The organism is Pseudomonas sp. COW5 (assembly GCF_026240005.1).
Lineage (GTDB): Bacteria > Pseudomonadota > Gammaproteobacteria > Pseudomonadales > Pseudomonadaceae > Aquipseudomonas > Aquipseudomonas kribbensis.
The window spans coordinates 1897291-1921282 of sequence record NZ_JAPHVP010000001.1 but is presented as its reverse complement, the minus strand read 5'-3'; the positions used below and the strand labels follow the sequence as shown (position 1 = coordinate 1921282).

Sequence of the window (23992 nt, the reverse complement as noted above, 5' to 3'; positions counted from 1 at the left end):
GGATGCCTCTTGAACTGCCGTAAGCCAATTCATGATTAGGAGCGTCACAACAATGAAATCGAACAAGACCCTGCTGACCACATTGCTGTCCATGGGCCTGCTGGCCAGTGCCGGCGCCACCCAGGCTGCCGGCTGGTGCGAATCCGGCAAACCGGTGAAGTTCGCCGGCCTGAACTGGGAAAGCGCGATGTTGCTGACCGACGTGCTGCAGGTCGTGCTGGAGAAAGGTTACGACTGCAAGACCGACAGCCTGCCGGGCAACTCCATCACCATGGAAAACGCCCTGAGCAGCAACGATATTCAAGTGTTCGCCGAAGAGTGGGTCGGCCGCAGCGAGGTCTGGAACAAGGCCGAGAAGGCCGGCAAGGTCGTCGGAGTCGGCGCGCCTGTCGTCGGTGCGGTGGAAGGCTGGTACGTGCCGCGCTACGTGATCGAAGGCGATGCCAAGCGCAAGATCGAAGCCAAGGCGCCGGACCTGAAAAACATCGCTGACCTGGGCAAATACTCGGCAATCTTCAAGGACGCCGAAGAGCCGTCCAAGGGCCGTTTCTACAACTGCCCGGCCGGCTGGACCTGCGAGCTGGACAACAGCGAAATGCTGAAAAGCTACGGCCTGGAAAACAGCTACACCAACTTCCGCCCGGGCACCGGTCCGGCGCTGGATGCGGCGGTGCTGTCGAGCTACAAGCGCGGCGAGCCGATCCTGTTCTACTACTGGTCGCCAACCCCGCTGATGGGCCAGATCGACGCGGTCAAACTGGAAGAGAAACCGGGCGTCGACAAGCGCGTGACCATCAAGGTCGGCCTGTCCAAGACCTTCCACGAGGAAGCGCCGGAGCTGGTGGCCGTGCTGGAAAAGGTCAACCTGCCGATCGACCTGCTGAACCAGAACCTGGGTCGCATGACCAAAGAGCGGATCGAGTCGCCGAAGCTGGCGAAAATCTTCCTCAAGGAACATCCTGAGGTCTGGCATGCGTGGGTCAGCGACGACGCTGCCAAGAAAATCGACGCGGCGCTGTAGGTCGATACCTCCCGGCTAACCGTGAGGCTGGCCGGGAGAATTGCCGTCATCGCTTGATTGAGATTTCTGATTGAGAGCCGCTTATGTTTCCCGAACGCTTTACGTTTTCCATCGCCGACTGGGTCAACGGTTGGGTCGATGCACTGGTCACCAACTACGGTGACGTGTTCCGCCATATCTCCGACACCCTGCTGTGGGCCATCGTCAACCTTGAAGGCCTGCTGCGCGCCGCACCGTGGTGGTTGATGCTGGCCATCGTCGCGGGCGTTGCCTGGCATGCCACGCGCAAGGTCGTGACTACCGCCGTGATCGTTGGTCTGTTGTTCCTGGTCGGCGCCGTCGGCCTCTGGGACAAACTCATGCAAACGCTGGCGCTGATGATGGTCGCCACGGTCATTTCGGTGCTGATCGGCGTGCCGCTGGGGATCCTCTCGGCACGCAGCAATCGCCTGCGTTCGTTCCTGATGCCGCTGCTCGACATCATGCAGACCATGCCCAGCTTCGTGTACCTGATCCCGGTGCTGATGTTGTTCGGCCTGGGCAAGGTGCCGGCGATTTTCGCCACCGTGATCTACGCCGCACCGCCGCTGATCCGCCTGACCGATCTGGGCATCCGCCAGGTCGACGGTGAAGTGATGGAGGCCATCAACGCTTTCGGCGCCAACCGCTGGCAGCAACTGTTCGGCGTGCAACTGCCGCTGGCCCTGCCGAGCATCATGGCCGGGATCAACCAGACCACCATGATGGCCCTGTCGATGGTGGTGATCGCCTCGATGATCGGTGCCCGTGGCCTGGGTGAAGATGTGCTGGTAGGCATCCAGACCCTCAACGTCGGACGCGGCCTTGAAGCCGGTCTGGCGATCGTGATTCTCGCAGTGGTCATCGACCGCATTACCCAGGCGTATGGTCGGCCACGGCATGAGGTGAGCAAATGAACAACGCAACCGTGAGCAAGATCGAAGTCAAAAACGTCTTCAAGATTTTCGGCAACCGTTCCAGGGATGCGCTGGCGATGGTCGGCCAGGGCAAGACCAAGGAGCAGGTGCTGAACGAGACCGGTTGCGTGGTCGGAGTCAACGACCTGTCCCTGAGCATCGGCACCGGCGAGATCTTCGTGATCATGGGCCTGTCCGGTTCCGGCAAGTCCACGCTGGTGCGCCACTTCAACCGCCTGATCGACCCGACCAGCGGCGCGATCCTGGTGGACGGTGTGGACATCCTGCAATACGACATGGACGCCCTGCGCGAATTTCGCCGGCACAAGATCAGCATGGTGTTCCAGAGCTTCGGCCTGCTGCCCCACAAGACCGTGCTCGACAACGTCGCCTACGGCCTGAAAGTGCGCGGCGAGAGCAAGCAACTGTGTGCCGAGCGCGCGCTGCACTGGATCAACACCGTGGGCCTCAAAGGCTACGAAAACAAATACCCGCACCAGCTCTCCGGCGGCATGCGTCAGCGTGTCGGCCTGGCCCGCGCGCTGGCGGCGGACACCGACATCATCCTGATGGACGAGGCGTTCAGCGCCCTCGACCCGCTGATCCGCGCCGAGATGCAGGACCAGTTGCTGGAGCTGCAAAAGACCCTGCACAAGACCATCGTCTTCATCACCCACGACCTCGACGAAGCCGTGCGCATCGGCAACCGCATCGCGATCCTCAAGGACGGCCGCCTGATCCAGGTCGGCACGCCGAAAGAGATCCTGCACTCGCCGGCGGACGAGTATGTCGACCGCTTCGTGCAGCGGCGGGCGGCGGTGGTTTAAGCAGATTTGTGTTGACTGGGCCGGCCTCATCGCGAGCAGGCACGCTCCCACAGTTGGAATGTGTACCCCTGTGGGAGCGAGCCTGCTCGCGATAGCGTCGGTAAAGCTGCATCAAGGTTCGGATGAGGTTGAAGATGTCCCAGGCTGAAAAAATCGTTATCGCCGACGTTCCGATGCGTTGGCGGGATGTGGTCGCGGTAGCCCGTCATGGCGCGCAGCTCGAGCTGTCGGCCCAGACCTGGGCGCGCATCGAAAATGCTCAGGGCATCGTCCAGCGCATCGTCGCCAGCGGCGAGCGCGCCTATGGCGTCAACACCGGGCTGGGCGGTCTGTCCAACGTCTCGCTGCAGGGCGAACAACTCAGCCAGTTGTCGCGCAACACTTTGCTCAGCCACGCCTGCGGCGTCGGCCCGGTGCTGGCCGACGAGCAGACCCGCGCCATCATGTGCGCCGCGATCCGCAATTACAGCCACGGCAAGTCCGGGATTCATCGGCAAGTGGTCGAAGCGCTGCTGGCGCTGCTCAATCGCGGCATCACCCCGCAAGTGCCGTCCCAGGGTTCGGTGGGTTACCTGACCCACATGGCTCACATCGGTATCGCGCTGTTGGGCGTGGGCAACGTCAGCTATCGCGGGCAGATTGTTTCTGCGCAACAGGCGCTGGCCGAAGAAGGCCTGCAACCGGTGCAGCTCGGGGCGAAGGATGGTTTGTGCCTGGTCAACGGCACGCCGTGCATGACCGGTCTCGGCTGCCTTGCCATCGCCGATGCCACGCGACTGGTGCAATGGGCCGACGTGGTCGGCGCCATGAGTTTTGAAGCGCAGCGCGGCCAGATCGCCGCATTCGATGCCGAGATCATCGCGCTGAAGCCGCACCCGGGTATGCAGCAGGTTGGCGTCAATCTGCGGGCGCTGCTCGATGGCAGTGAAGTGATCGCGAAGAGCAAAGGCATTCGCACTCAGGATGCGCTGAGCATCCGCTCGATCCCGCAGGTACACGGCGCCGCCCGCGATCAACTGCAACACGCGATCAAACAGATCGAAACCGAACTCAACGGCTGCACCGACAACCCGTTGCTGCTGGGTACGCCAGACAACTTCCGGGTGATGTCCCAGGCCAACCCGCACGGGCAATCGGTAGCGCTGGCGGCGGACTTGCTGGCGATCGCGATGGCCGAAATCGGCTCGATTGCCGAGCGGCGTCTGGACCGTCTGATCAACCCGCATGTCAGCGGTCTGCCGGCGTTTCTGGTGGCCAATCCGGGGGTGAACTCCGGGATGATGATCGTGCAATACGTCGCCGCGTCGCTGTGCGCGGAAAACCGCCAGTTGGCGCAACCGGCGGTGCTCGACAACTACGTCACTTCGGGCCTGCAGGAAGACCACCTGAGCATGGGCACCAACGCCGCGCTGAAGCTGCATCGCGCACTGGAAAACTGCACGCAGATCCTCGCCATCGAGTACCTGCTGGCGGCTCAGGCCTTTGAATTTCTCAAGGAACAGCGCTTCGGCGCCGGCACCGATGTGGCGTGGCGACTGCTGCGCGAGAAGGTCCCGGCCTACGATCAGGACCGCTGGCTGGCGCCGGATATCGCCGCTGCCGCGAGCGTGTTGAAAGACCCGGATCTGCTGCACCACGTACTGCCGAATTTGCACTGAAAACTATCCACGCCAGCGTGCCAAGGCGCGGCTCCCCAAAAGGGCAGACGCGACGGACAACGGACATCTCCGGAGCGTCTGGCGAGTTAACAATAAACTCTCAAAAGGAGCACAAAATGACTGCGCTGAACCTGATCCCCGGCCAACTGAGCCTGGCCCAACTGCGTGATGTCTATCAGCAACCGGTCAAGCTGACTCTCGACAACAGCGCCTCGGCCCAGATCGAAGCCAGCGTCGCCTGCGTCGAGCAGATCCTCGCCGAGAACCGCACCGCCTACGGCATCAACACCGGTTTCGGCCTGCTGGCCTCGACCCGCATCGCCAGCGAAGACCTGGAAAACCTCCAGCGTTCGCTGGTGCTGTCCCACGCCGCCGGCGTCGGCCAGCCGATCAGCGATGAGCTGGTGCGCCTGATCATGGTGCTCAAGGTCAACAGCCTGAGCCGTGGTTTCTCCGGCATTCGCCGCGTGGTGATCGATGCGCTGATCGCGCTGATCAACGCCGAGGTTTATCCGCACATTCCGTTGAAAGGTTCGGTCGGTGCATCCGGCGATCTGGCACCGCTGGCGCATATGTCGCTAGTGCTGCTGGGCGAGGGCAAGGCGCGCTACAAGGGCGAGTGGATGGAAGCGACCGAGGCGTTGAAAGTCGCCGGTCTGACCCCGCTGACACTGGCTGCGAAAGAGGGGCTGGCGCTGCTCAACGGCACTCAGGTTTCCACCGCATTTGCGCTGCGTGGTCTGTTCGAAGGTGAAGACCTGTTTGCCGGTGCACTGGCGCTGGGTGGTCTTACAGTTGAAGCGGTATTGGGTTCGCGTTCGCCGTTCGACGCGCGCATCCACGCCGCCCGTGGCCAGAAAGGCCAGATCGACACCGCTGCCGCTTACCGCGATCTGCTGGGCGAGCGCAGCGAAGTCTCCGACTCGCACCAGAACTGCGAAAAGGTGCAGGATCCGTACTCGCTGCGCTGCCAGCCACAGGTCATGGGCGCGTGCCTGACCCAGTTCCGTCAGGCCGCCGAGGTGCTGGTGATCGAAGCCAACGCCGTTTCCGACAACCCATTGGTATTCGCCGCCGAAGGCGACGTGATTTCCGGCGGCAACTTCCACGCCGAGCCAGTGGCCATGGCTGCTGACAACATGGCCTTGGCCATCGCTGAAATCGGCTCCCTGAGCGAGCGCCGCATCTCGCTGATGATGGACAAACACATGTCGCAACTGCCGCCGTTCCTGGTGGCCAATGGCGGCGTGAACTCCGGCTTCATGATTGCCCAGGTGACTGCGGCGGCCCTCGCCAGCGAGAACAAGGCACTGGCCCATCCGCATTCGGTGGACAGTCTGCCGACCTCCGCCAACCAGGAAGACCACGTGTCGATGGCCCCGGCCGCCGGCAAGCGCCTGTGGGAAATGGCCGAGAACACGCGCGGGATTCTCGCGGTGGAATGGCTGGCGGCGGTGCAGGGTCTGGACTTGCGCAACGGCCTGAAGACCTCGACCAAACTGGAAAAGGCCCGGGGAATCCTGCGTCGCGAAGTGCCGTTCTACGAGAAGGACCGCTTCTTTGCGCCGGACATCAATGCGGCGACCGAGCTGTTGGCTTCGCGGGTTCTGACTGAATTGGTTCCGGCGAAGTTGCTGCCGACCCTGTAAGAACCACCCCTCACCCCAACCCTCTCCCCAGAGGGGAGAGGGGAAAGGGAGCCGATCTTCATCGTTTTCAGAACCTGAGTTCGACTCAGGAATTTCAGGTCGATGTACCTCGAAAGAACAACGCGGTCAGTCCCCTCTCCCTCCGGGAGAGGGCTAGGGTGAGGGGGCTTTTGAGGCTGCCCACCAAACAGAATTTCAACGGAGGCCAACAGTGAAAACCCTCTGGCAACACTGCCACGTCGCAACCATGGCGCAAGGCGTCTACTCGATCATCGAGGATGCGGCGATCGTGACGTCCGGTGCACACATCGAGTGGATCGGCCCGCGCACTCAATTGCCGTCCGGCGAATACCCGGCGGTCAATGACCTGCAAGGCGCGTGGGTCACCCCCGGCCTGATCGACTGCCACACTCACACCGTGTTCGGCGGTAACCGCAGCGGCGAGTTCGAGAAACGCCTGCAAGGCGTCAGCTACGCCGAGATCGCCGCAGCCGGTGGCGGCATCGCCAGCACCGTGCGCGCCACCCGCGAAGCCTCGGAAGACGAACTGTTCGCCAGCGCCGCCAAACGCCTGAAAAGCCTGATGCGCGATGGCGTGACCACAGTCGAAATGAAGTCCGGCTACGGCCTCGATCTGGCCAGCGAGCGCAAGATCCTGCGAGTCATCCGTCGCCTCGCCGACGAGCTGCCGATCAGCGTGCGCAGCACCTGTCTGGCCGCCCATGCGTTGCCGCCGGAATACAAGGATCGTGCTGACGATTACATCGATCACATTTGCGCCGATATGCTGCCCGCGCTGGCGGCCGAGGGGCTGGTGGACGCGGTGGATGCCTTCTGTGAATACCTGGCGTTCTCCCCGGAGCAGGTCGAGCGGGTGTTCGTCACCGCACAAAAACTCGGTCTGCCGGTGAAGCTGCACGCCGAGCAATTGTCGTCGTTGCACGGCTCCAGCCTCGCCGCGCGCTATCACGCGTTGTCCGCCGATCACCTGGAGTTCATGGATGAAGACGACGCCATTGCCATGGCCAAGTCCGACACCGTCGCAGTGCTGTTGCCGGGGGCGTTCTACTTCCTGCGTGAAACCCAGTTGCCGCCAATGGAAGCCTTGCGCAAGCACAAGGTGAAAATCGCCATCGCCAGCGACCTCAACCCCGGCACGTCGCCGGCGCTGTCGTTGCGCCTGATGCTGAACATGGCCTGCACCTGTTTCCGCATGACCCCGGAAGAAGCTCTGGCCGGCGCCACCATTCATGCGGCGCAAGCCTTGGGCATGGCCGATACCCACGGTTCGCTGGAAGTCGGCAAGGTCGCGGATTTTGTCGCCTGGCAGATCGACCGGCCGGCGGACCTGGCGTACTGGCTGGGCGGTGAACTGGACAAACGCGTCGTGCGTCACGGCGTTGAATCAAGTCTGTAGGAGAGCGGTTGTGGATAAGGTTCTGAATTTCAAACAAGGTCGCGTGCCGCTGCTGATCAGCATGCCTCACGCGGGCGTGCGCCTGACCCCGGCGGTCGAGGCCGGATTGATCCCGGACGCGAAAAGCCTGCCGGACACCGACTGGCATATTCCGCAGCTCTACGACTTCGCCGCCGAACTGGGTGCCAGCACCCTGGCGGCCGAGTATTCGCGGTTCGTCATCGACCTGAACCGACCATCCGACGACAAACCGTTGTATGCCGGCGCCACCACCGGGCTGTACCCGGCAACGCTGTTCGATGGCATTCCGTTGTTCAAGGAAGGCAAGGAACCGTCGAAAGAAGAACGCGCGACGTACCTGGAGCAGATCTGGACGCCGTACCACCGCACCCTGCAGGAAGAGCTGGCGCGGCTGAAGGCCGAGTTCGGTTACGCGTTGCTGTTTGATGCGCACTCGATCCGTTCGATCATCCCGCACCTGTTCGACGGCAAGCTGCCGGACTTCAACCTCGGCACCTTCAACGGTGCCAGTTGCGATCCACAACTGGCCACGCAACTGGAAGCGATCTGCGCACGCCACGGCGATTACAGCCATGTGCTGAACGGACGCTTCAAGGGCGGCCACATCACCCGTCACTACGGCAACCCGGCCGAGAACATCCATGCCGTGCAACTGGAACTGGGCCAGTGCACCTACATGGAAGAGTTCGAGCCGTTCCGCTACCGCGCCGATCTGGCGGAGCCGACGCGGGTGGTGCTCAAGGAGTTGCTGCAAGGGCTGCTCGCGTGGGGCAAATCCCGCTATACCGCATAACTGATTGTGGGAGCGGGCTTGCTCCGGGCGGCGATCCGACGAATGCGGCGTGTCAGCCGCCTCAGAGGGTGACTGACACGGCCCCTTCGCGAGCAAGCTCGCTCCCACAAGGGTTGTGGTTTTTTCACAGGTTCTACGTTCCAACAGTGTCGCCACCGTGCAAATCCCGGTCGCCACAGGTCGCTTTTCCGTCTCGCCTGCTGCGTAATGTTTCGGCCACGGTGCAAGAAGACACCGATCCGAACAATAAACCGCTGCCGCACGAGACGATCCCACATGAAAAAACTGTTCACTCGTTGTGCGTTAATCCTCACCGGCAGTGCGCTGCTCAGCGCCGGCGCCATGGCTTCCGACGATGCTTCCTGCAAAACCGTGCGCATGGGCGTGGTCAACTGGACCGACGTGATCGCCACCAGCGGCATGGCCGACGTGCTGCTCAACGGCCTAGGCTACGAAAGCAAACAGACCAGCGCCGTGCAGCAAATCATCTTTGCCGGCATCCGCGATAAACGCCTGGATATCTTCCTCGGCTACTGGAAGCCGGCGATGGACAAGAACATCGCGCCGTTCCTCGCCGCCAATCAGGTCAAAGTGATGGACAAGCCAAGTCTGGCCGACGCCCAAGCGACGCTGGCAGTACCGGACTACGTCGCAGCGGCAGGGCTGAAAACCTTTGGCGATATCGCAAAATTCAAGGATCAGCTTGGCGGCAAGATCTACGGCATCGAGCCCGGCAGCGGTGCCAACACCACGATCAAGACCATGATCGAAACCAACCATTTCGGCCTGAAGGATTTCAAGATCATCGAGTCCGGTGAAGCCGGCATGCTCGCCGCCGTGCAGCGGGCGGTGAACCGCAAGGAATTCGTGGTGTTCGTCGGCTGGACGCCGCATCCGATGAACATCAACATGAAAATCACCTACCTGACCGGCAGCGAAGACGTCTATGGCCCGAACGAAGGCGCCGCCACCGTTTCCACGGTCACCGCGCCGGACTACGCCGAGCGCTGCCCGAACGTCAATCGACTGCTGAAAAACCTGACCTTCACCGCCGCTCAGGAGAGTCAGCTGATGGTACCGATCATGGAGCGCAAGACGCCCCAGGAAGTGGCGAAGACCTGGCTGCGTGAGCATCCCGAAGATCTGCAGCGCTGGCTGGCGGGTGTCAGCAGTTTCGACGGCAAGGACGGCGTGGCCACGGTCCAGGCCAGCCTGAAAAACTGATGGGCACTTATCCACTTTCTCCGGCGATGGCGGCGTTTATCGCCAGAACCGAAAGCTTCGCCAGCGATGACAGCAGCTTCGCCGGTTTGCGCCGTGGCTATGACGAGATGTGCCGGGCGTTCACCCCGCCGCGGCCGGCAGGGCTTGAGGTAGAGGGCTTTCGGTTGGGCGCGGTGCCGGTTCGCGCCTATCGCCCACCTGCTGCGTCACCACCCTGCGTGGTGTACCTGCACGGTGGCGGCTGGGTGGTCGGCGGGCTGGATTCCCACGACTTCATCTGCTGCGAACTGGCCTTGGCGCTGGGAGCGATGGTGGTGGCGGTGGATTACCGGCTGGCGCCCGAGCATCCGTTTCCCGCCGGGTTCGACGATTGCCTGAGTGTCTGGTGTGCCCTGCGCAGCGGATCGTTCGGCTTCGACCCCGAGCGGATGCTGGTGGCCGGTGACAGCGCAGGTGGCAATCTCGCCGCTGCGTTGTGTCTGGCTCTGCGCGATGCCGGCGAGCGGTTGCCCAGTGCCCAAGTGCTGATCTATCCCGGACTGGGCGGCGGCGAGCATCTGCCGTCACGCAGCGAATGCGCCGATGCGCCGTTACTCTCCAGCAGCGACGTGGATTGTTATTACGCGTTGTACCTGCGCGGCACGCCACAACCGAATGCCCGGGCCATGCCGTTGCTCGCCGATGACTTCAGCGGATTGCCCCCGGCCTGGATCGCCGTGGCGCAGTTCGATCCGCTGCGCGACGACGGTGTGTGCTACGCCGAACGGCTGTCCGCCGCCGGGGGCGAGGCCACGCTGTATTACGGCGAAGGGCTGGTGCACGGCTGCCTGCGGGCGCGGCATCAGGTCGCCGAAGTCGATCGCCTCTACGAAAACCTGCTGGGGTTCATGGCTGACAAAATGTGACAGCGTGCGGGCATGCTCATTGACGTAAATCGGGTTTATGATGCCGGACGGCAGAATAATAGAAGTCCCCCCAGGGATGACCTCGACCCCTTACGGAGCGCGCAATGCAGACTTTGTTTCCGCAGATCAAACCTCACGCACGGCACGATCTGGCCGTCGACGACACCCATACGCTGTACGTCGACGAAAGCGGTTCACCGGAAGGTTTGCCGGTGGTGTTCATCCATGGTGGCCCGGGCGCCGGGTGCGATGCCCAGAGCCGTCGCTACTTCGATCCGAACCTGTATCGCATCGTCACCTTCGACCAGCGCGGCTGCGGACGCTCCACCCCCCACGCCAGTCTGGAAAACAACACCACCTGGGATCTGGTCGAAGACCTCGAGCGCATTCGCAAACACCTGGGCATCGATAAATGGGTGCTGTTCGGCGGCTCCTGGGGTTCGACCCTGGCGCTGGCGTATGCGCAGACCCACCCGGAACGTGTGCATGGTCTGATCCTGCGTGGGATCTTTCTCTGCCGTCCGCAGGAAATCGAATGGTTCTACCAGGCCGGGGCCAGCCGTCTGTTCCCTGATTACTGGCAGGACTACATTGCGCCGATCCCGTTGGACGAGCGCGACGACCTGCTCAGCGCCTTCCACAAACGCCTGACCGGCAATGACCAGATCGCCCAGATGCATGCCGCCAAGGCCTGGTCGACCTGGGAAGGGCGCACCGCGACCCTGCGCCCGAATCCGCTGGTGGTCGACCGTTTCTCCGAGCCGCAGCGCGCCTTGTCGATTGCGCGGATCGAATGCCACTACTTCACCAATAACGCCTTCCTCGAACCGAACCAGCTGATTCGTGACATGGGCAAGATCGCTCATTTGCCGGGCGTGATCATCCATGGCCGTTACGACGTGATCTGCCCGCTCGACAATGCCTGGGAACTGCATCAGGCCTGGCCGAACAGCGAACTGCAGGTGATCCGCGATGCCGGTCACGCTGCGTCCGAACCGGGTATCACCGATGCGCTGGTACGTGCCGCCAGCAAAATGGCCCGGCGCCTGCTCGACCTGCCACCCGAAGAAGCATGAAGGGGCTTTTGCAGCGCGTGAAAGGCGCGCGGGTCGAAGTGGCGGGGGAGGTGGTCGGCAGCGTCGATCAGGGTTTGCTGGTGCTGGTGGCGGTCGAACCCGACGACACGCAGGCCAGCGCCGACAAACTTCTGCATAAGCTGCTTAACTATCGAGTATTCAGTGACGCCGAGGGCAAGATGAATCTGTCTTTGGCGGATGTGGGCGGCGGGCTGCTGCTGGTCTCTCAGTTCACCCTGGCTGCCGACACCAAAAGCGGGCTGCGTCCGAGTTTCTCGACCGCCGCCCCTCCGGCGCTGGGCGAGGAATTGTTCGACTATCTATTAAGCAAAGCGAAACAGATGCATGGCACTGTGGCATCAGGTAGATTCGGCGCGGATATGCAGGTGCACCTGGTCAACGATGGCCCGGTAACCTTCCTGTTACAGACATGAAAGCGCTTGAAACAAGTTTTTAAGGGCTTTTCGACTGAAAACAGGGAATTTTCGCGATAAATACTTTGTTACCCCTGATGCGTTGTCACGCGGGCTACTAGATAATCGCGCGCTACGGGGATCAGCGTTCGTTGGTCCATTTTGACTTAGGTAGAGACTTGTCCGGATCCGATTGGGGAATCATTTTGCCCCAGCGGAGTCGGAACAATGCTCGCCAACTTGGCAAGGGTGCCCTGCAAGGCCGGTATTTTTGTACCGAAAACCTCACAGGCACTTCATCTGGCCGTTGGTTTATTGATCTGTTTTCGGCGAGGGTTGCTCGTGATTGTTAGTCCCTGTAATGCAGCAAAATTGTCTGCCAAACGCTTGCGCAGCGCTCTGGTAGCGGGCTCGGCAGTGCTCTGCCTGCTCAGCGCCGGCCAGCTTTGGGCATTCAATCTTGACGATGTGTCGGCCAAGGCCAAAGAGCTGGCCGGGCAAAAATTCGAAGCCCCGCGCAGCAACCTGCCGAACGAATTCCGTGACATGAAGTTCGCGGACTATCAGAAGATTCGTTTCCGCACCGAAAAAGCCGAATGGGCCGACCAGAAGAACCCGTTCAAGCTGTCCTTCTATCATCAGGGCATGCACTTCGATACGCCGGTGAAAATCAACGAAATCACCGCGAACACCGTCGAAGAAATCAAATACGATCCGAGCCGTTTCGATTTCGGCGATCTGCAGTTCGATCCTAAGGCCACCGAGCAACTGGGCTATGCCGGTTTCCGTGTCCTGTACCCGATCAACAAGGCTGACAAGCAAGACGAAATCATGACCATGCTGGGCGCGAGCTACTTCCGCGTCGTCGGCAAGGGTCACACCTACGGTCTGTCGGCCCGTGGCCTGGCGATCGATACCGCTCTGCCGTCCGGCGAAGAATTCCCGCGTTTTCGCGAGTTCTGGATTCAGCAGCCGAAGCCGGGCGACAAGCACCTGGTGATCTTCGCCCTGCTGGACTCGCCGCGCGCGACCGGCGCCTACCGCCTGATCCTGCGCCCGGGCAGCGACACCATTGTCGACGTCAAAGGCCAGATGTTCCTGCGTGACAAGGTCGGCAAACTCGGCATCGCGCCACTGACCAGCATGTTCCTGTTCGGCGCCAACCAGCCGTCGAAAGTGCTCAATTACCGTCGCGAACTGCACGACTCCAGCGGTCTGTCGATCCATGCCGGCAACGGCGAGTGGATCTGGCGTCCTCTGAACAACCCTAAACATCTGGCCGTGAGCCAGTTCAGCGTCGACAACCCGCGTGGTTTCGGTCTGCTGCAACGTGGCCGTGACTTCAGCCACTACGAAGACCTCGACGACCGCTACGACAAGCGTCCAAGCGCCTGGATCGAGCCGAAGGGCGACTGGGGCAAAGGCACCGTCGATCTGGTCGAGATCCCGACCGCCGACGAAACCAACGACAACATCGTTGCGTTCTGGAACCCGGAAAAACTGCCGGAGCCAGGCCAGCCGCTGGACTTCGCCTACCGCATGCACTGGACCATGGACGAAGCGGCGATTCACGCGCCGGACAGCGCCTGGGTCAAGCAGACCCTGCGTTCGACCGGTGACGTCAAGCAATCGAACCTGATCCGTCAGCCGGATGGCAGCGTTGCCTATCTGGTCGACTTCGAAGGCCCGTCCCTGGCGGCTCTGGCTCCGGATGCGGACGTTCGCAGCCAGGTCAGCGTCGGCGACAACGCCGAGCTGGTCGAGAACAGCGTGCGCTACAACCCGGAAACCAAGGGCTGGCGCCTGACCCTGCGGATGAAGATCAAGGACGCGAGCAAGTCGACCGAGATGCGTGCCGCACTGGTGCAGAACATCGTTCCGGCCGATCTGGCCAAGACCTCGCTGCCGGCTTCCAACTCCTCGGTTGCCAAGGCCGACAAGATCGCCGCCAAGCAACAGGAAAAAGCCGACAAGGAAGCCAAGGCCGCCGAAGCCAAACAGGCCGACGCCAAGCCAGCGGCAGATGCCAAGGACAAGGCCAACAAAGACGCCAAGCAGCCAGCGGCTGCGGACGCGGCCCCAGCCACACCGGAACCGGCCTCGACTGAAGAAGTCCTGACCGAGACCTGGAGCTATCAGTTGCCTGCCGATGAGTAACTCTCAAGTACAGCCAGAGACTCTGTCCGAGTATCTGGCGCATCTGCCGATGACCGACGAGCAGCGCGCGGAACTCGCGGGCTGCCAGTCCTTCAGCGAATTGCATCAACGCCTGTCGTCCTCGACGTTCGACGCGCCGAACGAAGCCGCCCAGGCTTCGGTGGGCAAGCGCCTGACCCTGAGCACTGCCGAAGAGCTGGAAGACGCGGAAATGCTGGTGCTCGACGCCAGCGGCCGGGTCAGCCTCAAGGCCACGCCGCCGATCCGTCGGACCAAGGTCGTGCCGGAGCCGTGGCGCACCAACATTCTGGTGCGTGGCTGGCGGCGCCTGACCGGCCGGACCAATCCGCCGCAGCCGCCGAAAGACCAGAACGTGCTGCCGGCTGCCCGCTGGCGCACCGTCGGTTCGATCCGTCGCTACATCCTGCTGATCCTGATGCTCGGCCAGACCATCGTCGCCGGCTGGTACATGAAAGGCATCATGCCGTACCAGGGCTGGTCGTTCGTCGATCTGGAAGAAGTCCTGCATCAACCGCTGCTGCAAACCGCCACGCAAGTGCTGCCGTATGCGCTGCAGACCAGCATCCTGATCATGTTCGGGATTCTGTTCTGCTGGGTATCGGCCGGTTTCTGGACCGCGCTGATGGGCTTCCTCGAGTTGCTCACCGGCCACGATAAATACCGGATCTCCGGTAAAAGTGCCGGCAACGAGCCAATTCCGAAAGACGCGCGCACCGCACTGGTGATGCCGATCTGCAACGAAGACGTGCCTCGGGTGTTCGCCGGTCTGCGTGCGACGTTCGAGTCGGTAGCGGCCACGGGTGACCTGGATCGCTTCGACTTCTTCGTGCTCAGTGACAGTAACGACACCGATATCTGCGTCGCCGAACAGCAGGCCTGGCTGGACGTCTGCCGTGAAGCCAAGGGCTTCGGCAAGATCTTCTATCGCCGCCGTCGCCGTCGCGTCAAACGCAAGAGCGGTAACCTCGACGACTTCTGCCGTCGCTGGGGCGGTGACTACAAGTACATGGTCGTGCTCGACGCCGACTCGGTGATGAGCGGCGAGTGCCTGACCAGTCTGGTGCGCCTGATGGAGGCGACTCCGGACGCGGGCATCATCCAGACCGCGCCGCGTGCTTCGGGCATGGACACGCTGTATGCACGCATGCAGCAGTTCGCCACCCGGGTTTACGGTCCGCTGTTCACTGCCGGCCTGCACTTCTGGCAGTTGGGTGAATCCCACTACTGGGGTCACAACGCGATCATCCGCATGAAGCCGTTCATCGACCACTGCGCCCTGGCGCCGTTGCCGGGCAAAGGTGCGTTCTCCGGTGCGATCCTCTCCCACGACTTCGTTGAAGCCGCGCTGATGCGCCGTGCCGGCTGGGGCGTGTGGATTGCCTACGATCTGCCGGGCAGCTACGAAGAACTGCCGCCGAACCTGCTCGACGAGCTCAAGCGTGACCGTCGCTGGTGCCACGGCAACCTGATGAACTTCCGCCTGTTCCTGGTAAAAGGCATGCACCCGGTGCACCGCGCGGTGTTTCTGACCGGCGTGATGTCTTACCTGTCGGCGCCGCTGTGGTTCTTCTTCCTGGTGTTGTCGACGGCGCTGCTGGCGGTGAACACGCTGATGGAACCGCAGTATTTCATGGAGCCACGCCAGCTCTATCCGCTGTGGCCGCAATGGCATCCGGATAAAGCGGTCGCGCTGTTCTCGACAACCATCGTGCTGCTGTTCCTGCCGAAGCTGTTGAGCATCATCCTGATCTGGGCCAAGGGCGCGAAAGAGTTCGGCGGCAAGTTCAAGGTGACCCTGTCGATGCTGCTGGAGATGCTGTTCTCCATGCTGCTGGCGCCGGTGCGGATGATTTTCCACACCCGTTTCGTCCTGGCCGCGTTCCTCGGCTGGGCCGCGACCTGGAACTCGCCGCAGCGTGACGACGACTCCACGCCATGGAGCGAAGCGGTCAAGCGCCACGGTCCGCAGACCCTGCTGGGCTTCCTCTGGGCGCTGCTGGTGATCTGGCTGAACCCGAGCTTTCTGTGGTGGCTGGTGCCGATCGTCGGCTCGCTGATGCTGTCGATTCCGGTTTCGGTGATTTCCAGCCGTGTGGGCCTGGGCCTGAAGTCCCGTGACGAGAGCCTGTTCCTCATCCCCGAGGAATACAATCCGCCACAGGCGCTGCTGGCCACTGATCAGTACACCCACGAAAACCGCTGGCATGCCCTGAACGACGGCTTTGTCCGCGCCGTGGTCGATCCGCAGCAGAACGCCCTGGCGTGCTCGCTGGCGACCTCGCGTCACGGTCAGGCCGAGCCGATCGAGTGGCTGCGTCAGGAGCGTGTGCGTCACGCGATCAAGGTCGGCCCGGCCGGGCTGAACAACCATGATCGTCTGCAACTGCTGAGCGACCCGGTGGCCTTGGCGCGCCTGCATGAGCAGGTGTGGGCCGAAGGTCACGCCGAGTGGCTGGACGCGTGGCGAGCGTCGGTGAAAGCTGATCCGCATGCGCCGCTGTTGCCGCTCAAGCCTTTGAGCTTGCAGGCGCAGCCGGCCTGATGAATAAACCCCGCGAAAGCGGGGTTTTTTTTGCCGTATTTGTGGCGCGACTGAGATCCTACCCCCTCACCCTAGCCCTCTCCCCCAAGGGGGCGAGGGGGAAAGGGAGCAGATCTTCATGCAATCCGAACCTAAGTTCGACTGAGGAATTTCCGGTCGATGGATCTCGAAAGTTCAACTCGGTCGGCTCCCTCTCCCTCTGGGAGAGGGCTGGGGTGAGGGGTGGCCCTCGAATGTTAAACAAATCCCCCATTAAACCTTGTGCAAAAAATCGAGTGCGTTAGCATCCGTCCCCGAATTGGCGCACCCGGACACTTTTGTCCATCTCTGTCGGTTTTCGCGCCGCAAACGCAATGGTTTTGGGGACTTGAAGATGAAGAAGTATCTGTCGATGCTGCTGGTCGGCGTCACGGCACTGGTTGCAGTCAATGCGGCGCAGGCCGGCGCAATCGATGACGCGGTCAAGCGCGGCACGTTGAAAGTCGGCATGGACCCGACCTACATGCCGTTCGAAATGACCAACAAGCGCGGCGAGATCATCGGTTTCGAAGTCGACATCCTCAAAGCCATGTCCAAGGCCATGGGCGTCAAGCTGGAGCTGGTTTCGACCGGTTACGACGGCATCATCCCGGCGCTGATGACCGACAAGTTCGACATGATCGGCAGCGGCATGACCCTGACCCAGGAACGCAACCTGCGCCTGAACTTCAGCGAACCGTTCATCGTGGTCGGCCAGACCCTGCTGATACGCAAGGAGCTGGAAGGCACCATCAAGTCCTACAAAGACCTGAACACCGCCGACTACCGCATCACCTCCAAACTCGGCACCACCGGCGAAATGGTCGCCAAGAAGCTGATCGCCAAAGCCAAGTACCACGGCTACGACAACGAACAGGAAGCAGTGCTCGACGTGGTCAACGGCAAGGCTGACGCCTTCATCTACGACGCGCCGTACAACGTGGTCGCGGTGAACAAGGTCGGCGCCGGCAAACTGGTGTTCCTCGACAAGCCGTTCACCTACGAGCCGCTGGCCTTCGGTCTGAAGAAAGGTGACTACGACAGCATCAACTTCATCAACAACTTCCTGCACCAGATCCACGAAGACGGCACCTACGATCGCATCCATGACAAGTGGTTCAAGAGCACCGAGTGGCTCAAGGACATGGAATAACTCGGTCCTATAGACCGAGTCGCCCCATTCGCGAGCAAGCTCGCTCCCACAGTGATCGGTGTTTCTGACCCGGTCCCTTGTGGGAGCGAGCTTGCTCGCGAAGAGGCCTCCCAGGCGACACAACTTTTGGATTTCGCTAAACCCATGAAACAGAAAAAAGCCCAATGGCCCTGGCACGTCCTGACCGTGCTGGTGCTGGTCGGCCTGGCTGGCGCGCTGTATTACGCCACGTCGCTGATGTCCTACGAATGGCGCTGGAACCGCGTGCCGCAGTACTTCGCCTATCAGGCCGAGGAAACCCAGCGCGCCACCGACATCTCCACCGTCAGCGAACTGGTGCGCAAGGGCGGCAGCGCGCAGGTCACCCTGCGCAACGATGCCGGTGACGAGCAGCACCTGACCGTCGACGAAAACAGCCTGCAATTCGCCCAGGGCGACGATGTGGCCGAAGGTGACGTCGTGGGTGTGACCCGGCATTGGGCGGCGGGGCCGCTGCTGTGGGGCCTGTGGACGACGCTTTGGCTGTCGGTGGTGTCCGGCGTGCTGGGCCTGCTGATCGGTCTGGCGACCGGGCTGTGCCGCTTGTCGAGCAACCCGACCCTGCGCGACCTGTCGACGATCTATGTCGAACTGGTGCGCGGCACGCCGCTGCTGGTGCAGATTTTCATTTTCTACTTCTTCATCGGCACGGTGATGAACCTGTCCCGGGAGTTCGCCGGGATCGCCGCGCTGTCGCTGTTCACCGGCGCCTATGTGGCGGAAATCATCCGTTCCGGCGTGCAGTCGATTGCCCGTGGCCAGAACGAAGCAGCCCGCTCGCTGGGTTTGAGCGCCGGCCAGTCGATGCGTCATGTAGTGCTGCCGCAAGCGTTCAAACGCGTGTTGCCACCACTGGCCGGGCAGTTCATCAGTCTGGTGAAAGACACCTCGCTGGTGTCGGTGATTGCCATCACCGAACTGCTGAAAAGCGGTCGTGAAGTGATCACCACCTCGTTTTCGCCGTTCGAAATCCTGTTCTGCGTGGCCGGCCTGTACCTGTTGATCAACCTGCCGCTGTCGAAAATCGCCAGCCGGCTTGAGCGGAGGCTCGCGCAAAGTGATTGAAGTCCGCGATCTGGTAAAAGTCTTCGACACCCGTGGCCAGGTAGTCCGCGCCGTGGATCACGTCAGCACCCACGTGGCCAAGGGCGAGGTGCTGGTGGTGCTCGGTCCGTCCGGTTCCGGCAAGTCGACCTTCCTGCGCTGCCTCAATGGCCTGGAGGAATTCGATTCCGGTTCGGTGAGCATCGACGGCCTGCAACTGGCCGACCCGAAAACCGACGTCAATGCCTACCGCCGCGAAGTCGGCATGGTGTTCCAGCATTTCAATCTGTTCCCGCACATGACCGTGCTGGAAAACCTGTGCCTGGCGCAGAAAGTCGTGCGCAAGCGCGGCCAGAAGGAAAGCGAGGCCAAGGCTTTGGCGTTGCTGGAGAAGGTCGGGATCGCGCAGAAGGCCCGTGAATACCCTTCGCGTCTGTCCGGCGGTCAGCAGCAGCGCGTGGCGATTGCCCGGGCGCTGGCGATGGACCCGAAGGTCATGCTGTTCGACGAGCCGACCTCGGCCCTCGACCCGGAAATGGTCGGTGAAGTGCTGGACGTGATGAAGAACCTGGCTGTGGAAGGCATGACCATGGTCTGCGTGACCCACGAAATGGGCTTTGCCCGGGAAGTGGCGGACCGGGTGCTGTTCTTCGATCACGGCAAATTGCTGGAAGATGCATCGCCGACGGAATTCTTCGACGCGCCGAAGGATCCGCGAGCCCAGGCGTTCCTGCGGCAAGTCCTCTAAACGCAAGGCAAAAAAAATCGCAGCCAATGGTTGCGATTTTTTTGTGTGCGCGGTTTAAACCTTGAACCGGCCCACCAGCGTTTGCAGGTGAGTGCCCAGGCGCGCCAGCTCTACGCTGGACGCCGCCGTCTCTTCACTCGCTGCCGACGTCTGATCCGACACATCCCGCACATTCAGCACACTGCGGTTGATCTCTTCGGCCACGGCGCTCTGCTGTTCGGCCGCCGCTGCGATCTGCTGGTTCATCGCCTGAATCGCCGAAACGGTGCGGGTGATGCTTTCCAGCGAACCACCGGCACGGCGGGTCAGCTCGACGCTGCTGTCGGTCAGGGTGCGGCTGTTGTCCATGATCGTCGCCACTTGCTGGGTGCCGTTCTGCAGGCCGACGATCAGCTCTTCGATCTCTTCGGTGGACTTCTGGGTGCGCTGGGCGAGGCTGCGCACTTCATCGGCGACCACCGCAAAACCGCGACCGGCTTCACCGGCACGGGCCGCTTCGATGGCGGCGTTGAGGGCCAGCAGGTTGGTTTGCTGGGCTACGGATTTGATCACGTCGAGCACGCTGCCGATCTTGTCGCTTTCGCGCTTGAGCTCGCCCATGGCTTCCGTGGAGTGGCCGACTTCAGTGGCCAGACGTTCGATCTGGGCAATGGCTTCACCGACGACCTTGTCGCCTTCACGGGCCTGCTGGTCAGCGGCGACAGCGGCTTCCGACGCCTCCTCGGCGTTGCGCGCGACTTCCTGCACGGTGGCGGCCATTTCGTTCATGGCGGTGGCGACCTGATCGGTCTCGACTTTCTGATTGTTCACGCCGGCGCTGGTCTGTTCGGTCACGGCGGACAGTTCTTCGGCGGCGCTGGCGATCTGGGTGACGCCGTCGCTGATGCCACCGATCAGTTCGCGCAGGCCTTGGGTCATGCTCTGCATCGAACGCTGCAATTGACCGAGTTCGTCGCGGCGCTGGGAAATCAGGTTGTGGGTCAGGTCGCCGGAAGCTACGCGCTCGGCGACTTTCAGGGTCTGGTTCAGCGGAATGATGATCTGCCGGGTGATCGCCCAGGCGGCCAGCAGGCCAAAGGCAACGGCCAGCAGGGTGGCGATCAGCAGCTGGTTCTTGGCGCTGGCGGCATCGGTGTCGCGAACGACTGTCTGGGATTCGGTGAGCTGCTTGCTGACATCGAGCAGGATGTCGCCCTGCACCGACATACGGGCCAGGGCCTTGGCGCTGGCCACCTGGGAGTCGCGGAACTGGCTGACGGCGGCGCGATAGGCCTTGAGCGAGTCAGTGGCCTGTTGCAGGTTGGCGATGTGCTGCTCAGGCAGCTTGGCCGGCAGGGTCTCGAGGTTTTTCAGGGCGTTGTCGATGGCGTCGAGGGCCGGTTGCTCGGCTTCGGTCTTGCCGCTGTAGGTGTAGCCACGGACCTGGAAGCGTGCCTGCTGGATGAGTTTGCTCAGGTCGATCACCGCGTTGAACTGGGCAACGCTGTCACCCTGCAGCATGGATTTTTCGACTTCGGCGACCTTGGCCACGGCGTTGTCGGCGGTGGCGCCCAGCTTGCTGCGGGCATCTTCGCGGTTGGCGCCGGCCTGCACCATGTCGGCGAAGGCGCGTTTGTACTCGGCGACGGCCGCCAGTTGCTGATCGACTTTCGCCGCGTCCGACGGTTGCTCGATCAGGCCGCGAGCGGTCTGCAGACCGCTGTCGAGTTTGCCGAGCAGGTCATTGACTGTGCCCGGGCCTTGTTCGCCACGGCGCATTTCGTAGTCCAGGCGCGCCAGGCGCAGGTCCTTGGTCAGCTCGTTGAGGCTGGAGATGAAGCCGAGTTTGTCACCGCGGCTGATGATGCCGCTCATGCCGGTCCAGCCGGTGAAGGTGATCAACAGTGTCAGCAGCAGCACCAGGCCGAAACCGATGCCCAGCTTGCGTTTGACGCTGACGTTTCCAAGATTCTCGGCTAACCAACGGTACATGCGACGACTCCCCTCGGACCACTAATTGGACTTATGGAGACTGTATCGGCTGGATGATGGCAATCTGTAACGCGATTTGTCCGGCGCCGAATGGCGCCGGCAGGTTCAGAACAGGCGGGCTAGCAGGGCGGTGACGGCGGTTTCGACCCGCAGGATGCGATCGCCCAACTGCACCGGTTGCAGGCCGGATTTGCCCAGCAGGTCGATCTCGTAGGGAATCCAGCCACCCTCGGGGCCGATGGCCAGGGTCACCGGTTCGCTCAGGGCGCGGGGGCAGGGCGGGAAGTTGCCCGGATGGCCGACGAGACCGAGGGTGCCGTCGGTGATGGCCGGCAGGCGATCTTCAACGAACGGCTTGAAGCGTTTCTCGATGATGATTTCCGGCAGCACGGTATCCCGGGCCTGTTCGAGGCCGAGGATCAGATTCTCGCGAATCGACTCCGGCTCCAGAAACGGTGTCTGCCAGAAGCTTTTCTCGACGCGATAGCTGTTGACCAGAATCACCTTCGACACACCCATGGTCGCCACGGTCTGGAACACCCGGCGCAGCATCTTCGGGCGTGGCAGGGCGAGTACCAGGGTCAGCGGCAGTTTGGCCGGCGGTGGCTGATCGAGGGTGACCCGCAGTTCGGCTTCGCTCGCTTCCAGACGCAGCAGCTCGGCCGAGCCCATCAAGCCGTTGATGCGCCCGACCCGCAGGCTGTCGCCGACTTCCGAGCGATGGACTTCCTGCATGTGGGTCAGGCGCCGGTCGCGCAGCACGACGCGGTCGGCCGCAACGAAGTCGGCCTCTTCGAGCAACAGCAGGTTCATGGCTGGGTCGCTGGCGGCTGGTCGTTGTGGTCGTCGACGGTTTCGTCCGGGCGCTCGCGCTTGCTGACCAGGCTGCCGAACAGAATGCCGACTTCAAACAGCATCCACATCGGTACGGCCAGCAGGGTCTGGGAGAAGATGTCCGGCGGGGTCAGGATCATGCCGACCACAAAGCAGCCGATGATCACGTACGGGCGGATCTTCTTCAGGTATTTGACGTCGACCACGCCGATCCACACCAGCAGCACCACGGCCACCGGGATTTCGAACGCCACGCCGAAGGCGAAGAACAGCGTCATGACGAAATCGAGGTAGCTGGTGATGTCGGTCATCATTTCCACGCCGGCCGGGGTGGCCGAGGCGAAGAACTTGAAGATCAGCGGGAACACGAAGAAGTAGGCGAACGCCATGCCGGTGTAGAACAGCAGGATGCTGGAAATCAGCAACGGCACCGCCACACGCTTCTCGTGCTTGTACAGGCCCGGCGCGATGAAGCCCCAGATCTGGTGCAGGATCACCGGGATCGCGAGGAACAGCGAGACCATCATCGTCAGTTTCAGCGGCGTCAGGAACGGCGACGACACGTCGGTGGCGATCATCGTCGCGCCGGCCGGCAGGTACTGGCGCAGCGGCGTCGAGACGAAGGTGTAGATCTGCTGGGTGAAGGCGAACAGCCCGGCGAAGATGATGAAGATCGCCGCGACGCAACGCAGCAGGCGGGTGCGCAACTCGGTGAGGTGCGAAACCAGCGGCATGTGCTGGTCGTTTTCGGGGAGATCGCTCATGGGGCTCGCGGCGGCAAAGTGGTGTCTTGGGGCGCAGGTGTGGCTGGCGCGGCGGCTGGAGCAACGGGTTCGATCGGCTTCATGACCGGGGCCGTTTCAGCGGCTGCGGCAGAGACGTGTTCGACGCTCGCCGGTGCATGAATCGTTTGCTCTGCGACAGGCGGCGTTGGCGTCTGGTCTGCCGCCGGCTGCACGGGCGTCGGCTCCTGCTGAACCGGTGGCGTGAAGATCTTCCGCGCCTCCTGCTCCAGCGACAGGATGTGTTCGTTGTGCAGTTGCCGACGGATTTCGTCGGCACCGATTTCACGTTCAACTTCCTGTTTGATCGCGTTGAAGCTGCGCTTCAGCCGCCCGACCCACAGGCCGGCGGTGCGCGCGGCACCCGGCAAACGCTCGGGGCCCAGCACCAGCAGGGCAACGAGGCCGACGAGCAGCAGTTCAGAGAAGCTGATACCAAACATTAGTCAGTGCTCACACGTCTTTGCGGATCGGCTCTTCGACTTTCTGCGCCTGCACGTCGATGGTGTGCGGCGGGTTGGCCTGAGCGGTGGCTTGCGGCTGGACCGGTGGCACCGGCTGCGCAGGCGTGACGGTCGGATCGGCCGGTTTTTCATCGTCGTTCATGGCTTTACGGAAGCCCTTGATCGATTCGCCGACGTCGGTGCCGAGGTTTTTCAGTTTCTTGGTGCCGAACACCAGCACCACGACAACCAGAATGACGATCCAGTGTTTCCAGTCAAAAATGCCCATGTTGCTGTTCCT

21 protein-coding genes are annotated in these 23992 nt (G+C 62.2%); 16 read left to right on the top strand and 5 right to left on the bottom strand.

The genetic code is table 11. From position 1 onward, the window contains the following. Positions 1-52 precede the first annotated feature (52 nt). The 16 genes from OQ248_RS08670 to OQ248_RS08595 all read left to right on the top strand — a co-directional run bounded on the left by OQ248_RS08670 (position 53) and on the right by OQ248_RS08595 (position 19661). Positions 53-1021, top strand: coding sequence for an ABC transporter substrate-binding protein (locus tag OQ248_RS08670; protein ID WP_085732540.1), 969 nt, complete (start codon positions 53-55; stop codon positions 1019-1021). An 83-nt stretch (positions 1022-1104) separates the two neighbouring features. After that, positions 1105-1956: a proline/glycine betaine ABC transporter permease gene (locus OQ248_RS08665; RefSeq protein ID WP_085711027.1), complete on the top strand. Its 852-nt coding sequence runs from the start codon at positions 1105-1107 to the stop codon at positions 1954-1956. Then, on the top strand, positions 1953-2783 hold the full coding sequence (locus OQ248_RS08660) for a glycine betaine/L-proline ABC transporter ATP-binding protein (RefSeq protein ID WP_265812597.1): 831 nt from the start codon (positions 1953-1955) through the stop codon (positions 2781-2783). Before OQ248_RS08665 ends, OQ248_RS08660 begins: the two co-directional genes overlap by 4 nt. Before the next feature lie 134 nt (positions 2784-2917). Continuing rightward, positions 2918-4441, top strand: coding sequence for a histidine ammonia-lyase (hutH, locus tag OQ248_RS08655; protein ID WP_265812596.1), 1524 nt, complete (start codon positions 2918-2920; stop codon positions 4439-4441). Positions 4442-4557: 116 nt separating this feature from the next. Further along, positions 4558-6090, top strand: coding sequence for a histidine ammonia-lyase (gene hutH / locus OQ248_RS08650; protein WP_265812595.1), 1533 nt, complete (start codon positions 4558-4560; stop codon positions 6088-6090). A gap of 211 nt (positions 6091-6301) precedes the next feature. After that, the gene (gene hutI, locus OQ248_RS08645; protein WP_265812594.1) at positions 6302-7507 is read left to right on the top strand and encodes an imidazolonepropionase; all 1206 of its coding nucleotides are present in this window, start codon (positions 6302-6304) and stop codon (positions 7505-7507) included. A 10-nt stretch (positions 7508-7517) separates the two neighbouring features. After that, a complete protein-coding gene (gene hutG / locus OQ248_RS08640) occupies positions 7518-8321 on the top strand; it encodes an N-formylglutamate deformylase (protein ID WP_265812593.1) in 804 nt (267 codons plus the stop codon). 276 nt (positions 8322-8597) lie between these two features. Continuing rightward, positions 8598-9545 (top strand): choline ABC transporter substrate-binding protein, encoded by a 948-nt coding sequence (locus OQ248_RS08635; RefSeq protein WP_265812592.1) that lies wholly within the window; start codon positions 8598-8600, stop codon positions 9543-9545. Continuing rightward, positions 9545-10450: an alpha/beta hydrolase gene (locus OQ248_RS08630; protein ID WP_265812591.1), complete on the top strand. Its 906-nt coding sequence runs from the start codon at positions 9545-9547 to the stop codon at positions 10448-10450. Before OQ248_RS08635 ends, OQ248_RS08630 begins: the two co-directional genes overlap by 1 nt. Positions 10451-10554: 104 nt before the next feature. Next, complete coding sequence (pip, locus tag OQ248_RS08625; protein WP_085608396.1) at positions 10555-11526, top strand: prolyl aminopeptidase; 972 nt, start codon at positions 10555-10557, stop codon at positions 11524-11526. After that, a complete protein-coding gene (dtd, locus tag OQ248_RS08620) occupies positions 11523-11960 on the top strand; it encodes a D-aminoacyl-tRNA deacylase (protein WP_065260939.1) in 438 nt (145 codons plus the stop codon). Before pip ends, dtd begins: the two co-directional genes overlap by 4 nt. 321 nt (positions 11961-12281) lie before the next feature. Continuing rightward, positions 12282-14096, top strand: coding sequence for a glucan biosynthesis protein G (locus OQ248_RS08615; protein WP_134825201.1), 1815 nt, complete (start codon positions 12282-12284; stop codon positions 14094-14096). Further along, positions 14089-16659 carry a glucans biosynthesis glucosyltransferase MdoH gene (gene mdoH, locus OQ248_RS08610; protein WP_265812590.1) on the top strand — a complete coding sequence of 857 codons (2571 nt, stop codon included), beginning with the start codon at positions 14089-14091 and terminating at the stop codon, positions 16657-16659. Before OQ248_RS08615 ends, mdoH begins: the two co-directional genes overlap by 8 nt. Before the next feature lie 373 nt (positions 16660-17032). Then, positions 17033-17830 (top strand): transporter substrate-binding domain-containing protein, encoded by a 798-nt coding sequence (locus tag OQ248_RS08605; protein WP_085711037.1) that lies wholly within the window; start codon positions 17033-17035, stop codon positions 17828-17830. A 144-nt stretch (positions 17831-17974) separates the two neighbouring features. Beyond that, the gene (locus tag OQ248_RS08600; protein WP_007952431.1) at positions 17975-18934 is read left to right on the top strand and encodes an amino acid ABC transporter permease; all 960 of its coding nucleotides are present in this window, start codon (positions 17975-17977) and stop codon (positions 18932-18934) included. Then, positions 18927-19661: an amino acid ABC transporter ATP-binding protein gene (locus OQ248_RS08595; protein WP_085711038.1), complete on the top strand. Its 735-nt coding sequence runs from the start codon at positions 18927-18929 to the stop codon at positions 19659-19661. The genes OQ248_RS08600 and OQ248_RS08595 overlap by 8 nt, the downstream gene beginning before the upstream one ends. A 54-nt stretch (positions 19662-19715) precedes the next feature. On the opposite strand, the gene OQ248_RS08590 is transcribed toward OQ248_RS08595, so the two are convergent. The 5 genes from OQ248_RS08590 to OQ248_RS08570 form a co-directional block, all read right to left on the bottom strand. Beyond that, positions 19716-21632: a methyl-accepting chemotaxis protein gene (locus OQ248_RS08590; RefSeq protein ID WP_265812589.1), complete on the bottom strand. Its 1917-nt coding sequence runs from the start codon at positions 21630-21632 to the stop codon at positions 19716-19718. Between the two features lie 105 nt (positions 21633-21737). After that, the gene (locus tag OQ248_RS08585) at positions 21738-22445 is read right to left on the bottom strand and encodes a 16S rRNA (uracil(1498)-N(3))-methyltransferase (protein WP_265812588.1); all 708 of its coding nucleotides are present in this window, start codon (positions 22443-22445) and stop codon (positions 21738-21740) included. Continuing rightward, the gene (tatC, locus tag OQ248_RS08580) at positions 22442-23230 is read right to left on the bottom strand and encodes a twin-arginine translocase subunit TatC (RefSeq protein ID WP_065261773.1); all 789 of its coding nucleotides are present in this window, start codon (positions 23228-23230) and stop codon (positions 22442-22444) included. Before tatC ends, OQ248_RS08585 begins: the two co-directional genes overlap by 4 nt. Further along, positions 23227-23691, bottom strand: coding sequence for a Sec-independent protein translocase protein TatB (gene tatB, locus OQ248_RS08575; RefSeq protein ID WP_265812587.1), 465 nt, complete (start codon positions 23689-23691; stop codon positions 23227-23229). The genes tatC and tatB overlap by 4 nt, the downstream gene beginning before the upstream one ends. A gap of 10 nt (positions 23692-23701) precedes the next feature. Then, positions 23702-23980, bottom strand: a complete 279-nt coding sequence (locus tag OQ248_RS08570) for a twin-arginine translocase TatA/TatE family subunit (RefSeq protein ID WP_007952423.1) — start codon at positions 23978-23980, stop codon at positions 23702-23704. Between the last annotated feature and the right edge of the window lie 12 nt (positions 23981-23992).

Coding starts and splice junctions, on each gene's coding strand:
- OQ248_RS08585 (WP_265812588.1), bottom strand. CDS start 22,445: ATGAACCTGCTGTTGCTCGAAGAGGCCGACTTCGTTGCGGCCGACCGC.
- hutH (WP_265812595.1), top strand. CDS start 4,558: ATGACTGCGCTGAACCTGATCCCCGGCCAACTGAGCCTGGCCCAACTG.
- OQ248_RS08665 (WP_085711027.1), top strand. CDS start 1,105: ATGTTTCCCGAACGCTTTACGTTTTCCATCGCCGACTGGGTCAACGGT.
- hutH (WP_265812596.1), top strand. CDS start 2,918: ATGTCCCAGGCTGAAAAAATCGTTATCGCCGACGTTCCGATGCGTTGG.
- tatB (WP_265812587.1), bottom strand. CDS start 23,691: ATGTTTGGTATCAGCTTCTCTGAACTGCTGCTCGTCGGCCTCGTTGCC.
- OQ248_RS08590 (WP_265812589.1), bottom strand. CDS start 21,632: ATGTACCGTTGGTTAGCCGAGAATCTTGGAAACGTCAGCGTCAAACGC.
- OQ248_RS08570 (WP_007952423.1), bottom strand. CDS start 23,980: ATGGGCATTTTTGACTGGAAACACTGGATCGTCATTCTGGTTGTCGTG.
- OQ248_RS08630 (WP_265812591.1), top strand. CDS start 9,545: ATGGGCACTTATCCACTTTCTCCGGCGATGGCGGCGTTTATCGCCAGA.
- OQ248_RS08660 (WP_265812597.1), top strand. CDS start 1,953: ATGAACAACGCAACCGTGAGCAAGATCGAAGTCAAAAACGTCTTCAAG.
- OQ248_RS08670 (WP_085732540.1), top strand. CDS start 53: ATGAAATCGAACAAGACCCTGCTGACCACATTGCTGTCCATGGGCCTG.
- pip (WP_085608396.1), top strand. CDS start 10,555: ATGCAGACTTTGTTTCCGCAGATCAAACCTCACGCACGGCACGATCTG.
- OQ248_RS08605 (WP_085711037.1), top strand. CDS start 17,033: ATGAAGAAGTATCTGTCGATGCTGCTGGTCGGCGTCACGGCACTGGTT.
- tatC (WP_065261773.1), bottom strand. CDS start 23,230: ATGAGCGATCTCCCCGAAAACGACCAGCACATGCCGCTGGTTTCGCAC.
- OQ248_RS08635 (WP_265812592.1), top strand. CDS start 8,598: ATGAAAAAACTGTTCACTCGTTGTGCGTTAATCCTCACCGGCAGTGCG.
- dtd (WP_065260939.1), top strand. CDS start 11,523: ATGAAGGGGCTTTTGCAGCGCGTGAAAGGCGCGCGGGTCGAAGTGGCG.
- mdoH (WP_265812590.1), top strand. CDS start 14,089: ATGAGTAACTCTCAAGTACAGCCAGAGACTCTGTCCGAGTATCTGGCG.
- OQ248_RS08600 (WP_007952431.1), top strand. CDS start 17,975: ATGAAACAGAAAAAAGCCCAATGGCCCTGGCACGTCCTGACCGTGCTG.